The 13,802-nt window shown below is 65.4% G+C and carries 13 protein-coding genes; 3 read left to right on the top strand and 10 right to left on the bottom strand.

The features are described from left to right. The first annotated feature begins 35 nt into the window (after positions 1 to 35). On the top strand, positions 36 to 1,934 hold the full coding sequence (sppA, locus tag AC1PLU_RS20295) for a signal peptide peptidase SppA (protein ID WP_176339346.1): 1,899 nt from the start codon (positions 36 to 38) through the stop codon (positions 1,932 to 1,934). A 144-nt stretch (positions 1,935 to 2,078) separates the two neighbouring features. Here sppA and AC1PLU_RS20290 read toward each other — a convergent pair whose 3' ends face one another. Further along, on the bottom strand, positions 2,079 to 2,294 hold the full coding sequence (locus tag AC1PLU_RS20290; RefSeq protein ID WP_023905392.1) for a hypothetical protein: 216 nt from the start codon (positions 2,292 to 2,294) through the stop codon (positions 2,079 to 2,081). Positions 2,295 to 2,400: 106 nt separating this feature from the next. Between AC1PLU_RS20290 and AC1PLU_RS20285 the strand changes: the two genes are divergently transcribed. Next, positions 2,401 to 3,177 carry an SDR family oxidoreductase gene (locus AC1PLU_RS20285; RefSeq protein WP_006453153.1) on the top strand — a complete coding sequence of 259 codons (777 nt, stop codon included), beginning with the start codon at positions 2,401 to 2,403 and terminating at the stop codon, positions 3,175 to 3,177. Between the two features lie 172 nt (positions 3,178 to 3,349). Here AC1PLU_RS20285 and AC1PLU_RS20280 read toward each other — a convergent pair whose 3' ends face one another. From AC1PLU_RS20280 to AC1PLU_RS20240, 9 genes are all read right to left on the bottom strand, one after another. Continuing rightward, positions 3,350 to 4,012 carry a DUF4124 domain-containing protein gene (locus AC1PLU_RS20280; protein ID WP_481107087.1) on the bottom strand — a complete coding sequence of 221 codons (663 nt, stop codon included), beginning with the start codon at positions 4,010 to 4,012 and terminating at the stop codon, positions 3,350 to 3,352. After that, positions 4,009 to 4,779, bottom strand: coding sequence for a DUF4124 domain-containing protein (locus tag AC1PLU_RS20275; protein ID WP_481107086.1), 771 nt, complete (start codon positions 4,777 to 4,779; stop codon positions 4,009 to 4,011). Before AC1PLU_RS20275 ends, AC1PLU_RS20280 begins: the two co-directional genes overlap by 4 nt. Before the next feature lie 161 nt (positions 4,780 to 4,940). Next, positions 4,941 to 5,516, bottom strand: a complete 576-nt coding sequence (tsaC, locus tag AC1PLU_RS20270) for an L-threonylcarbamoyladenylate synthase type 1 TsaC (RefSeq protein ID WP_481107085.1) — start codon at positions 5,514 to 5,516, stop codon at positions 4,941 to 4,943. An 8-nt stretch (positions 5,517 to 5,524) separates the two neighbouring features. Then, positions 5,525 to 8,017: a DNA topoisomerase I gene (locus AC1PLU_RS20265; protein ID WP_481107084.1), complete on the bottom strand. Its 2,493-nt coding sequence runs from the start codon at positions 8,015 to 8,017 to the stop codon at positions 5,525 to 5,527. Between the two features lie 182 nt (positions 8,018 to 8,199). Further along, complete coding sequence (locus tag AC1PLU_RS20260) at positions 8,200 to 9,435, bottom strand: RDD family protein (RefSeq protein WP_481107083.1); 1,236 nt, start codon at positions 9,433 to 9,435, stop codon at positions 8,200 to 8,202. Positions 9,436 to 9,495: 60 nt separating this feature from the next. Next, on the bottom strand, positions 9,496 to 10,215 hold the full coding sequence (locus AC1PLU_RS20255; RefSeq protein WP_481107082.1) for a pilin: 720 nt from the start codon (positions 10,213 to 10,215) through the stop codon (positions 9,496 to 9,498). A gap of 40 nt (positions 10,216 to 10,255) precedes the next feature. After that, positions 10,256 to 10,729 (bottom strand): DUF494 family protein, encoded by a 474-nt coding sequence (locus AC1PLU_RS20250; protein WP_006453160.1) that lies wholly within the window; start codon positions 10,727 to 10,729, stop codon positions 10,256 to 10,258. 43 nt (positions 10,730 to 10,772) lie between these two features. After that, entirely contained in the window at positions 10,773 to 11,909 is a 1,137-nt protein-coding gene (dprA, locus tag AC1PLU_RS20245) for a DNA-processing protein DprA (protein WP_481107081.1), read from the bottom strand. Between the two features lie 74 nt (positions 11,910 to 11,983). Continuing rightward, on the bottom strand, positions 11,984 to 13,120 hold the full coding sequence (locus AC1PLU_RS20240; RefSeq protein ID WP_481107080.1) for a LysM peptidoglycan-binding domain-containing protein: 1,137 nt from the start codon (positions 13,118 to 13,120) through the stop codon (positions 11,984 to 11,986). Between the two features lie 132 nt (positions 13,121 to 13,252). Between AC1PLU_RS20240 and def the strand changes: the two genes are divergently transcribed. Beyond that, positions 13,253 to 13,765, top strand: coding sequence for a peptide deformylase (def, locus tag AC1PLU_RS20235; RefSeq protein ID WP_006453163.1), 513 nt, complete (start codon positions 13,253 to 13,255; stop codon positions 13,763 to 13,765). The last annotated feature ends 37 nt before the right edge of the window (positions 13,766 to 13,802 follow it).

The following is a 13,802-nucleotide window of genomic DNA, read 5'->3' as shown; positions in this document are numbered from 1 at the left end:
TACTTGCATGCAGCGTCATTTCGACGGAGTTTTCCATGAACCACCCCGTGCGTCGCAATCCCATCGCCAGTTTCTTCGTTGGCCTGTGGGATGTGATGAATTTCACCCGGCGCCTGATCTTCAACCTGGCGTTTTTCGGCTTTCTGTTCCTGATGCTGCTGCTGTTTGTGGTGGCGATCGCGCGTGGCGACGGCACCAAGCCGCTGGCCGAGCGCACCACGCTGGTGATCAACCCGGAAGGCACCCTGGTCGAGCAGTTCAGCGCCGACCCGGTGAGCCGTTCGCTGGCCAAGGCAGTCGGCGACAAGAGCGCCGAAGAGGTGCAGCTGCGCGACCTGGTGCGGGTGATCGAGGCCGCCGGCAAGGATCGCAAGATCGAACGGGTGCTGTTGAACCTGGACAAGTTTCAGCCCTCCGGTTTCGCTTCGCAGCGCGAAGTCGCCGCCGCCCTGCAGAAGCTGCGTGCCTCCGGCAAGCAGATCGTGGCCTTCAGCGAGAGCATGAGCCAGGGCCAGTACCTGCTGGCCGCGCAGGCCAACGAGGTCTATCTCGACCCGATGGGCAGCGTGCTGCTGGAAGGTCTTGGCCGCTATCGCCAGTATTTCCGCGAAGGCCTGCAGGACAAGCTGGGCGTGGACGTGCATCTGTTCCGCGTGGGCGAGTACAAGTCCGCTGCCGAGCCGTACATCCTCGACGCGGCCTCGGCCGACGCCAAGGAAGCCGATCTGTTCTGGATGAACGACGTGTGGCAGCGCTACCTGGCTGACGTCGGTACCGCGCGCAAGCTGAGCCCGGCGCAGCTGACCGCCGGCATCGATACGCTGCCCGAAGGCGTGACCGCCGCCGGTGGCGACCTGGCCAAGTTTGCGCTGCAGCAGAAGCTGGTCGACGGGCTCAAAACCCGCGAAGAAGTCGATGCCTTGCTGACCAAGCGCGGCGTGGCCGACAGCGATGCCGATGCCGGCTTCCGCAACATCGATTTCGCCAGCTATCTCACCCAGTTGCAGGCCCGGCGTTCGATGGACAGCCGCCCGCAGGTGGCCGTGGTGGTGGCCGCTGGCGAGATCAGCGGTGGCGAGCAGCCGGCCGGCCGCATCGGTGGCGAATCGACCGCCGCGTTGTTGCGTCAGGCGCGTGACGATGAAGAGGTCAAGGCGGTGGTGCTGCGCGTGGATTCGCCCGGCGGCGAAGTGTTCGCCTCCGAGCAGATCCGTCGCGAAGTGGTCGCGCTCAAGCAGGCCGGCAAGCCGGTGGTGGTGTCGATGGGCGATCTCGCCGCCTCCGGCGGTTACTGGATCAGCATGAATGCCGATCGCATCTATGCCGACCCGTCGACCATCAGCGGCTCGATCGGCATCTTCGGCATGGTGCCGAATCTGACCCGTGCGCTGGACAAGATCGGCGTGCATACCGATGGTGTGGGCACCACGCGCTTTGCCGGCGCGTTCGACATCACCCGTCCGCTGGACCCGGCCGCCGGCCAGGTCATCCAGGCGGTGATCAACAAGGGCTATGCCGATTTCACCGGCAAGGTGGCGCAGGCGCGTCACCAGTCGGTGGACGCCATCGACAAGGTCGCACGCGGCCGCGTGTGGAGCGGGGCGCAGGCCAAGCAGCATGGCCTGGTGGATGCGTTCGGCGGCATGCAGGAAGCGGTGGCCGATGCGGCCGATCGGGCCAAGTTGAGCAAGGGCAAGTTTCGCGTGCGCTATGTCGAGAAGCCGGCCACGCCGTTCTCGCAGTTCATGAGCGGCTTTGCCGGCAGCCGCATGGGCGCCTGGATGCTGGGCGATTCGGCCATGGCACGCGCTGTGCTAGCGCGTTCATTGCCGGAAGTGGACACCCAGCTGCGCTTCGTCGAAGACGCCGTGCATGACAGCAAGGCCGGGGGCACGCCGGTCAAGTCGCTGGCGTATTGCTTCTGCGGGTTCTAACCCAGCACGTTTGCAACGTGATGTATCTACAACGCCGGCTTTGCGCCGGCGTTGTCGTTTCTGCGCTCAGGCGATGCAGTGATGCGGGCGGGCGCAGTCGCGGCTTCGACACAAAACGCGCGTGCTTCAGACAGCAGATTTCGGTTACTGCGTAGCCGCGTCGATCACCTTGCGTTGGTCGTCTGCGGCCTGATCGGTGGCCGCCTGCACCGCATGCGCCTTGTTCAACGGTTCCTGGATGTGGTCGCGCAAGGCGGTGGCCTGCGGCTCGGGCTTCTGATCGGTGGGCGCAGGTTGCGGTCGCTGACAGGCACCAAGCAGCAACGCCAGGCTGGCTGCAGGAATCCAATGCAGTTTCATCGTCGTGACCTCGCTTGGGGTGGCGGTATCCTAACGCTCAGGCCGCACGCAGGCGTCAATCACGCTGCAGCGGCCGTTTCCTGCGTCTTGAAAGAGGATCACCCACGTGACAACCCACCGTTGGCGGCTGGATGGACAGACCGCGCTCATCACCGGCGCCAGTGCCGGCATTGGCTTTGCCATCGCGCGCGAACTGCTCGGCTTCGGCGCGGATCTGCTGATGGTGGCGCGCGATGCCGATGCACTGGCGCAGGCACGCGACGAGCTCGCCGAAGAATTCCCCGAGCGCGAATTGCATGGCCTGGCCGCCGATGTGGCCGACGATGAAGAACGTCGCGCGATTCTCGATTGGGTGGAAGACCACGCCGATGGCCTGCACCTGCTGATCAACAATGCCGGCGGCAACATCACTCGCGCGGCGATCGACTACACCGAAGACCAGTGGCGCGGCATCTTCGAAACCAACGTGTTCGCGGCCTTCGAATTGTCGCGTTATGCGCACCCGTTGCTTGCCCGCCACGCGGCCTCGGCGATCGTCAACGTCGGCAGCGTCTCCGGCATCACCCATGTGCGCAGCGGCGCGCCGTATGGCATGACCAAGGCTGCGCTGCAGCAGATGACGCGCAATCTGGCGGTGGAATGGGCCGAGGACGGCATCCGCGTCAATGCGGTGGCGCCGTGGTACATCCGCACCCGTCGCACATCCGGGCCGCTGTCGGATCCGGATTACTACGAGCAGGTGATCGAACGCACCCCGATGCGCCGCATCGGCGAACCGGAAGAAGTTGCCGCGGCGGTCGGGTTTCTATGTCTGCCGGCAGCCAGTTACATCACTGGCGAATGCATCGCGGTGGATGGCGGATTCCTGCGTTACGGGTTTTAACCCGCCTGCGCGCGAGTCAGGGGGCCGCGAGGTTGCTCGCTTGCGCTGCTGGTCGGTGCACCGCACATGCCATCTGGTGATCGCCGTAGGTTGCCAGTGGCTTTAAAACATCGGTCCAGCAAACGCAGCGCCGTCGAACTGACTGACCTGCGCTGGACCGCTGGTTGCAGCATCAAGGCGTGGTGGACGGATTCGCGCAGCGGCTTTCGTCCAGCACCCGGCGCATTTGATCGTAGCGCTGCTTGCGTTCGGCCGATTGCGCCTCGTCGGAGAAGCGCCAGGTCGCCTCGGCCTGCTCGGCGCGTTTGCGCCAGGCCTCGCACAGGGTCTGATCCGGTACCGGCGCGCAGCGATCGGTGACCACCTCGCAGGCGCTGCCGCCGCCGGTGGCCGGCCCGCCCGCCAGGTTGGTGGTCTGCATCGGCAGGCAGCGCGTAGCCGGTTCGCGGTCTTCGGTGAAATAGCGTCCGTTGTCGTGCGCGGTGCATTCGAACAACGGCGGCGGTGGCAGTGTAGAGGTCGAGGCAGGTGACGTCGGCGCAACCGGTGCTGGCGCCGCAACGGGCGCGGCAGCGGGCGCCTCGGTTTTCGGAGTGGCGCGCGGTTGTGCAGAGGGCGCTGTGCGCGCAGGCGATGCTGCGCTCGATCCGCCGGGCGCAAACGGCACGGCGGCCGGCGCAGTCATCACTTTCTTTTGCTGCTGTACGCCTTTCGGGCACGGCATGTTCTGCACCGTGAGCGCGCCGGTCGGATCGGTGCAGCGGTAGATGGTCACGTCCTGGGCGCTGGCAACCGACATCCATCCCATCAACAACAACAGTAGCCAGCGCCTCATGCGCCGCCGCAATCGCGCTGCAGGCGTGCGTCGATGCCGCGTTGTTCGCGGCTGAGGTCCTCGCGCTCGCTCTGCAAGGCGCTGTTGTAGCGCCGGATCAGCTCCCAGCGGCGATCGGCCAGCCGCCCGCAGACTTCCTGCTCCGGCAGGGCATGGCATTCGTCGCGGATCTGCACATTGCCGTAGGGCACGATCACCGTGCCGCCGCCGTAGCCGCCGCCGTTGTAGCCGCCCTGATAGCCGCCGCCTCCGAAGCTTGCGCTTCCGCGCAGGCTTCCACCCCGTCCGGAGCCGCCCCGCACTGATGCCGCGGGGCGCGGGCTCACCGAGATCGGCGGACGCTGGATGCCGCCGCCGTTGACCGGCGGGGCAATGCCATTGCCCACATAGGCGGGCCCCCAGGTCGGCACCCAGCGCGGATTGCCTTCCGGGCTGTCGCTTGTGTAGCGGTTGCCGTCTTCGGTGGTGCACTCGTACATCGGCTGCGGCGGCTGCACGGTGATGATGCGCACCTCGCGCGGTGGCTGCGTCGCGACGGCGGCAGGGGCGACGACAGCGCGTTCCGGTCGCGGCGGCGGATCCTGCGGGCGTTGCAGGTCCAGCACCTGCTGGCGCCCGCTGCTGCACGGCGCATCCTGCAGCGCCACGGTGCCGGTGCTGCTGACGCAGCGGTAGATCCGTACATTCGGATCGGGTTTGGTCGCGGTACTGGCCGCCGACGCAGGCAGCGCGGTGGCCAGCAACAGAAGGGTCAGGACGGTACGCATGACCGCAGTGTGCGCGTCTGTCCGGCTGTGTCAAAGGGGGAGCGGCTGAACTGGTTTGGGTCATGCAGGCGGGCGGATCAGCGACGCGGCAACCGCATAGGGCTTCGCGCCCCGCCGCACGCGCCATCTGGCCTGGGTCTACAACGCGCCCACTAGTTCACTCAGTCGCGCAGGATCTGCCCGCTGCGCGCATCGCGGATCTGGGTCGGCTGCGCCAGTGCGCCCACCTCGCCATCCACCACGCCATCGATGCTGGCCAGCAGCGCCGGATCCAGCGCCTGCCGGCTGCGTGCGGGTGGCTCGCCGGCCAGGTTGGCGCTGGTAGACACCAACGGGGCCCCCCAGGCTGCGCAGAGCGCGGCGACGACCGGATGCGCGCTGATGCGCACTGCCAGCCCGTCATGCGCGCCAGTGACCCAGCGCGGCGCCTGTGCGGTGACTGGCAGGATCCAGGTGTGCGGGCCCGGCCAGCTGGCCAGCACCTCCTGCTTGCGCGCAGGCTCCAGCGCGTCGAGATCCACCCATTCGTGCAGGACATCCACGCTGGCAGCGACCACGATCACGCCCTTGTCGACCGGGCGCCGCTTGATCGCCAGCAGCCGCAGCACGGCCGCTTCCTGGCGCGGGTCGCAACCCAGTCCCCACACCGCTTCGGTGGGATAGGCGATCACGCCGCCCCGGGTCAGGGCAGCGACGGCGTTATCCACACTGAGCGCGGGGCTGGGTGCCGATTGCATCGTGCGACTCAGCCTGCCGCCTTGCTCGCCACTTTCTTGACCACACGCTTGGCGGCCTTCTTGGCGGCGGTTTTCTTGGCCGGGGCCTTTTTGGCAGCAGTCTTGGTCGCGGCAGTTTTGGTGGCGGTCTTCTTGACTGCGGTTTTCTTCGGCGATGAATCCTTGACCGTATTCTTCTTCAGCGTGGCCTTCTTCGCACCGAAGCCCTTGCGCACCGGCTTGCCGGTGTCGGTCAGCAACTGCTGCACTTCTTCGAAGCTCAGCGACGCCGGTTCGCGATCCTTGGGAATCTTGCCGTTGAGCTTGCCGTCGCTGATATACGGGCCGAAGCGGCCGTTGAGCACCTGGATGTCGCTGCCGTCGAATTCCTTGATCACCCGATTGCGTGCGATCTCTTCCTTCTCTTCGATCAGGAACACCGCGCGTTCCAGATCGATGGTGTACGGGTCGTCTTCTTTCTTCAGCGAGGCATACACGCTGCCACGGCGCGCAAACGGCCCGAACCGGCCGATACCGACGCTGACGTCCTGTTCCTTGTCCTGGCCCAGCGCGCGCGGCATCTTGAATAGTTCCAGGGCGTCTTCGATGGAGATCGAAAAGATGCTCTGGCCCGGGCGCAACGAGGCGAATGTGGGCTTTTCTTCGTCTTCGACCGTGCCGATCTGCACCATCGGGCCGAAGCGGCCGATGCGCGCGCTCACTTCCTTGCCGCTGACCGGGTCGGCGCCAAGCACGCGCACGCTGCCGGCGTCGGTCTTGTCCAGCGAATCCTTCTTGTCCTCGACCAGTTCCTTGAACGGGCCCCAGAACTTCTCCATCAGCGGAATCCATTCCGCTTCGCCACGCGAGACCGCATCCAGATCGTCTTCGAGCTTGGCGGTGAAGTCGTAATCCACGTAACGGGTGAAATGCCCGGACAGGAACTTGGACACCGCACGGCCCACGTCGGTGGGACGGAAGCTGCGGCCTTCCATTTCCACGTACTTGCGGAACTGCAGGGTCTGGATGATCGAGGCGTAGGTGGACGGACGGCCGATACCGTATTCCTCCAGCGTCTTGACCAGCGCCGCTTCGGTGAAGCGCGGCGGCGGCTGGGTGAAATGCTGATCGGTGACGATGCGGTCCAGCGGGATGTTGTCGCCGGCCTTCATCGGAGGAAGCTTGCGGCCCTCGTCCTCGTCTTCGCTGCTCTTGGTGTCCTTGCCTTCTTCGTACACGGCCAAAAAGCCCGCAACCACGACGGTGGTGCCGCTGGCACGAAACACATGTTCGCTGCCGGCCGACAGATCGACGCTGACGGTGTTGAGCGTGGCCGGAATCATCTGGCAGGCGACGGCGCGCTTCCAGATCAATTCGTACAGACGGCGCTCGTCGTCGGACAGAAAGCGCGCCACCTGTGCGGGTGTGTGCAATGCCGAGGTCGGGCGGATCGCCTCATGCGCTTCCTGCGCATTCTTGGATTTGGTGGTGTAGGTGTTGGGCTGATCCGGCAACGAGGCGGTGCCGAAGTCGCGCGCGATCACGTCGCGGATTTCCGCCAACGCGTCCTGCGACAGGTTCACCGAGTCGGTACGCATATAGCTGATCAGGCCGACCGAGCCCTCGTCGCCCAGTGCCACACCTTCGTACAACTTCTGCGCCACCTGCATGGTCTTGCGGGTGGTGAAACCGAGCTTGCGCGAGGCTTCCTGCTGCAGCGTGGAGGTGGTGAACGGCGGGGCGGGGCGGCGCTTGCGCTCCTTGCTGGCCACGTCGGTGACATGCAGCACGCCTTGCGCGGCCTTCTGGATGCGCAGACGCGCGGCTTCGGCGGTATCGCCGTCGGTGACGGTGAACTGCTCGAATTTCTGCCCGTCCAGCTTGATCAGGCGCGCATTGAACGGCTGCGACGGATGCCGGCATTGCGCATCGATGGACCAGTATTCGCGCGCGATGAAGGCTTCGATCTCTTCTTCGCGCTCGACGATCATGCGCAGCGCCGGCGACTGCACGCGGCCGGCCGACAGGCCGCGCTGCACCTTGCGCCACAACACCGGCGACAGGTTGAAGCCGACCAGATAGTCGAGCGCGCGACGTGCCTGCTGCGCATCGACCAGGTCGGCGGCGATCGCGCGCGGCTTGAGCATCGCTTCCTTGATCGCACGCGGGGTGATCTCGGTGAACACCACCCGCTGCATCGGCTTGTCCTTGAGCAGACCGCGCTCTTTCAGGATCTCGGCGATGTGCCAGCTGATCGCCTCGCCCTCGCGGTCCGGGTCGGTCGCCAGAAAGATGTCGTCGGCGGTCTTGGCCGCACGCGCAATGGCTTCGACATGCTTTTCGTTCTTTTCGATCAGGTCGTAACGCATCGCGAACCCGTTGTCCGGATCGACCGCGCCTTCCTTGGGGACCAGGTCGCGCACGTGCCCATACGAGGCCAGGACGGTGAAGTCCTTGCCGAGGTATTTATTGATCGTCTTGGCCTTGGCGGGCGATTCGACGATGAGCAGGTGCTTGGGCATGGTGGTTAATTCTTTGGGCAGAGCCCGGGGGGCAGGTAGCGTGGCCTAATTGGCCGGTGGAGGGAAGCAGATCGCCTGTTTCCCACACGTCAACGCCCGGGATGGTAGCCCGGGCGTTCAGTTCTCTTATTAGAAAGATCACGGCAGACGCCGCCGTGTCAAGCGGCTTCGGCCACGAACCCTCAGTTCTGGCTCATTCCGATGGCTGCAATCATGATTGCGGCGAAGATCACGCCAATCACTACTATCACCGCATAAATGGCCAGCACCACAATCGTGACTGTGTCCAGCCCCGTGGATTGCCGCTCCGGGTGATCGGTGAAGGCCCAGCGATCCACCACCAGGGTCTCGCACACTTTGTCGTGCGGGGCCTGCTTGCGCTGGGTCATGCCGGCCATGAACGCCGCCACGATCGCGCCGATGCCCAGTGTGAGCACGCTGATCAGCATGTAGGCCAGATAGCGCAACACATTGCGCCAAAAGCCGACCCGGCCGCCGTTGGTGTCGGCGCGCACCAGCTTGATGCCGCAGGCGAGCTTGCCCAGGCTTGCCTGGTGCCGGCTGGACTGCATCCAGGCGAAATACAGCGTCGGGATCGCCAGACCAATGCCATACGACACCACCATGATCGCGATGCCGAGCGCGCTGCCGTCGTCCAGCGCCGAACCGGAATCGCCGCGGGTGGTTGCCAGCGCCACGACGAACACCAACGGGATCACGATCAGATACACCGCGAAGGTGGTCACGAAGCTGTCCAGAATGCTGGCCGCCACGCGCCGCCACAGGCCGGCGTAGACAACCGGGGCATCCTGCAAAGCAACGCTTGCGGTGGGTGCGGCGGCGGCTACGGAGTCCCAGGCGCTGGGAATTGGCACGCCAGCGGGTGTCTGCGACGAGGCATCGGCGGGCGTGGCAGGCGCGTCCGAGGCCTCGGTCAGGAGCGGGCTTGAGGCCGCCGGGGGTGTCGCTGCCTCTGCCGGCGTGGTGGACCACGCTACTGGATCTGCCGATGCAGTGTGCTCGCTTGGCGGAATCTGCTGCTGATCGACTGCTGCAGGGTGATCGGCAAGGCCAGATTCGGTCCGCGCGAGCGAGGCGTCTTGAGCGGAGCCGGCAAACGGCGCCACTGCGGTGGGCGCGTTATCCACTGGGGCGCTGGTCGGGTAAACCGTCGCCTGCGGTTCACTGCCCGGAACGTCCACTGACATATATCCGGTCGGCTCGGGGGGCGCCGACACTGCTGTATCGACGCCCAGTTCGGCCGCGACCTCGCGCAGCGCCACCCACTGCGGCAGACCTTCGCGCCAGACCAGGCTGGAGCGGTCGATGATGCCTTGCGACAGGCGCGCAACCAGCGTGTCGGTGTCGATCGGGCCCTGGCGTTCGCGCTGGGCGTCGGCGTAATACCACTGCGTCATTGATGTCCCCTTGGGTGAAACGATTGGCTAGAGCGTGAGATGCATTTGAGCTAACGCGCTCTAACCGCGGCAGTCCGGCGGAAGTTGGTTGTCGTCGATCTCGGAGCTGCACTGCCAACTGCTGGCATCAGCGTCGAAATCCAGCCACAACGCCTTGCCATCGAGCTTGGCCGATTTCGGTGCATGCATCACCGCTTCGATGCCGCACTGGGTGGTGTCGAAACGGCCGACCCGTACGCTGGTCAGCACGTCGTTTGCATAATGCTCGGGCGCCTGGAACCCGCTGTCGCCATTGACTGGGCAACGGCCTTCCTGCGCGAGAAATTCGGCGATCTGCGGCTTTAATGGCGCCAATGCGGCCACCGCCTTGGCGACCTTGGTGCGTCCCACATAGTCCTGATAAGCCGGCAGCGTGATTGCAGCCAGAATGCCGATCACTGCCACCAGGACAAACATCCCCACCACCGCGCCCAGCACCAACGCCCATCCCGGCCCGTGGTTCGGCAGGCGATGCGCTGGCAGTACAGACACGTGGGCAGGCGACATGTGTGCCGCCGCCGATGGCAGTGGCGGAGGCTGCGCTGCAGCGCTCAACTCGGTGGAGATCGGCGGTCCGAGTTCATCGGCGCAGGCGGACAGCGGCACCCATTGGGCCAGGCCTTCGCGCCAGACCAGGGTATCCAAGGCAATCGCGCGATCACTATACAGGCCCAGCAAGGCCTCGCCGGCCACCGGGCCACGCCGATGGCGGTTGCCCTCGGCGTAATACCAACTGCTCATTCCCGTCCCCACGCACGCGCTTCCATCGCGGCTTCGACCCTCAGTGTACGGGTTCAGGCTCGTCGAGGAACATCTGCGTTTCCATCCATGCATAGGCCGCTTCGGCGCCCGGCTGGTTGAACAGCACCATCAGCACCACCCACTTGAGGTCGTCCAGATCAAGCTCGTCCTGGTCCAGCGCCATGGCGCGGTCCAGCACCAACTCGCGCTGATCGGCATCGAGAATGCGGTGTTGCTCCAGGAACATCAGAAACCCACGGCAATCCACATCGAGCTTGTCCAGCTCCGGGCCGTGGTAGATACGCACCGGTCCGTCGACGTGCGGGCGCGCAACGCTAGGTCGCTGCTCGGAGAGCGCGTCCAGCCAATCGAAGGCTTTACTGATTTCTGCAGGGCTGAAGCCAGCCTGGATCAGGCCATTCTGAAGCGAGTCACGGTCACGGACCAGGTCCGCGTCTTCGCTGAAATAATGTTCGAACAGGTACAGCAGTACATCAAGAATGCTCTCTTTCATTGCCCCTCGGCCTGCGTCGCGCGACGCTGTGGAGGTGAAGAAACTAGGGATTGCGGGTATAGCGACCGTGCTCGGTGACCACGTCTCCCTCCAGTTCCATGATGAGCAGCATGGAGGACAGCGTGGCGGCCGTCAATCCGGTGCGTTCGACCAATGCATCCATAGGGGTTGGGTCGTGGCCAAGTGCCTGCCACAAGCGCTGGTAGTCCGGATCCGGGCGCGCGGTAGAGGCCTTGGGCGCCGTCCTGGCCTGATCAGTGGGGGCGGCCAGGCGCTGGCGCAAGGCATCGGCTAACTCGCCCGAGAGCAGGCGCAGCCCGTCGATGATCTGGGCCGGCTCCTGGGCCAGGGTGGCACCCTGACGGATCAGGTGATGGCAGCCGCGCGCGAGCGGATTGTGCAGCGAGCCGGGCAGGGCGAATACCTCACGCCCGGCCTCGGCTGCCAGCCGCGCGGTGATCAGCGCGCCCGAGCGCATGGCCGCTTCGACCACCAGCGTGCCCAATGCCAGCCCGGCGATGATCCGGTTGCGGGCCGGGAAGTGCCCCGCGGCCGCCGCTGTGCCAGGCAGATACTCGCTGACGATCGCACCACGCGCGGCGATGCGATCGCGCAGCAACTGATGATGGGCGGGATAGGCCACATCGGTGCCGGTGCCGACCACCGCCACGGTGATGCCGTCGGCGCGGGCCAGCGCGGCCTCGTGGGCGATCGCATCCACGCCTGCCGCCATGCCGCTGACGATGCCCAGCCCGGCGCCCGCCAGGCTGGAAGCGAACGCGCGGGTGTGCTCCCGCCCTCCGGCGGTGGCCGCGCGGCTGCCGACCACCGCCACCGCTGGATGCCACAACGCATTGGGGTCGCCGTCCACGAACAAGGCCAGCGGCGGATTGACCAGATGCCGCAGCAGCGCGGGATAGTCCGGATCCTGCCAGCCGATGAGGTGATGCCGGGGCTGCGCGCACCAGTGCAGCGCTGCGTCCAGCGCCTGCGCGTCGGGGACACGCAGCAGGGCCGATTGCAGCGCGTCGCAGCCGGCAGCGCGCCATGCATCGGAGCCGGCGGCAAGGATCTCGGCCGGCGAGGCGAACGTCGTCAGCAGCGTACGGCGCGGCGGGCTGCGGCCGCCGGCCAGCAGCAGGATCAACAACGCACGCAGGTCTGGAGCAATCAGGGTCATGCAGTCAGCGTAGGCCGCAAACGACGACGGCGCCCTCAGGCGCCGTCGCGTTACAGCATCGGATTTTGTCGCGCTTACTGCGCGTCTGGATGCTTGACGATGTAGCCCAGGCCGGTCGGCTTGACGCTTTCCATCACCAGCGCATAGCTGACCTTGTCGAAGGTGCGGAACACCATCGCGTGCGAGACGTATTCGTCGGGCAGGCCGACGGTGGAACCGGCCGGGCCGCTGAAATCGTCATCGGTCCGCGAAAAACGCGAGTGCTTGACGCGGTCGCTGACCGTGCGGCCCTTGCGCCAGATCGAGAACACGGTGCCGTTGTTGATGCCCTCGCGCGCGCCACCGGAGATGGCGATCACGTCGCGGGTACCGCCGACGATAAAGGCATCGGAGATGGCGAGTACGCGCAACTCGGTCTGCGTGGCCTGTTCCGACGGTGGATGCGGAATGAACTGCAGATCGTACGGCTGCGCCTCGACCGCGATGATGCGATCGCCCGCCCGCACTTCACGGCCGCTGTCCTGCAACAGCAAGGTTGCCGCCTTGGAATTGCCGCTTGCCGCGCTGCGGGTAATGGTGCCGACGTTGACCTGCGCCAGTTCATACCCCAGAAACTCGCGGCGACTGCTCGGCGCGATGTAGTTCTTCCAGATGTTGCCGGAGCCGGCGACGCTATTGCCGGCCATATCCAGATCATCGTTGGGCTTGGGCAAACTGAATTTCACCGTTGGGCGAACCACCGCAAAGCGCTGACCCGGCTGTGCGTCGTCCAGGCCGACCACATACGCCAACTGGCCAGTGGTGGCACGCGAACGACCACCCTCCAGACCCACGACATACGGCAGGCCGTCGAAGTCGTCGGTGACGCGCAGGTTTTTGAGAAACGGCTCGACGTCCGATAGCGGAATCGCATTGATCGGCGCTTCCTGACGCGGGCCGGGCTGCACAGTGCCCTTGGCGACGCGATCCAGGTAGGCCAGGCTGATCACATCGCCCGGGTAGATCAGGTGCGGATTCTGAATTTGCGGATTGGCCTGCCAGATTTCCGGCCACAGCCACGGCTTTTGCAGAAAACGCCCAGCGATGTCCCAAAGGGTATCCCCCTTGCGCACCACGTAAGTCTCTGGATGTTCGCCCACCGCTTGCGCGGCAGCGTAGGTCGCGACGGTCAGCATCGCCGCAGCGACGACCGTACGAAGTCGGTTCAACATGAGTGCCTTCTTGCCTGATTCCCCAACAGGTCCGCGCACTATAGTCCAGAAACCCCGGCGCTACGCAAGCAGTGCGCTAGAATAGGAGCGTCTTGCCGGCGCCGCGCCGGTGTTCCCAGCACGGGTAACCCCATGGCTTTGCTCCCCATTCTCGAATTTCCCGACCCGCGGCTGCGCACCAAGGCCGTGCCGGTCGATGCTGCCGAGGTCACCAGCCCGGCATTTCAACGCTTGCTCGACGACATGTTCCAGACCATGTACGAGGCGCCCGGCATCGGCCTGGCCGCCAGTCAGGTGGATGTGCACAAGCGTTTCATGGTGATCGACGTCAGCGACGAGAAGAACCTGCCGCAGGTATTCATCAACCCGCAAATCGTCAGCAAACAGGGCGAGCAGCTGTATCAGGAAGGCTGCCTGTCGGTGCCGGGCATCTATGCCGATGTCAGCCGTGCCGATGCGATCACGGTGCGCTATGTCGACCGCCACGGGCAGGCGCAGGAACTGAGCACCGAAGGCCTGCTGGCGGTGTGCATCCAGCATGAGATGGATCACCTGGACGGCAAGTTGTTTGTCGATTATCTGTCGCCGCTCAAGCGCGAAATGGTACGCAAGAAACTGGCCAAGCAGCGCAAACACGTTGCCTGACGGCCGGGATTTGGGAGTCGGGATTCGGAAAGCCGGT

It is taken from the genome of Xanthomonas sp. NCPPB 2933, assembly GCF_056725225.1.
Note: the sequence above shows the minus strand (reverse complement) of the source record. Positions and strands in the feature narration are given on the sequence as shown.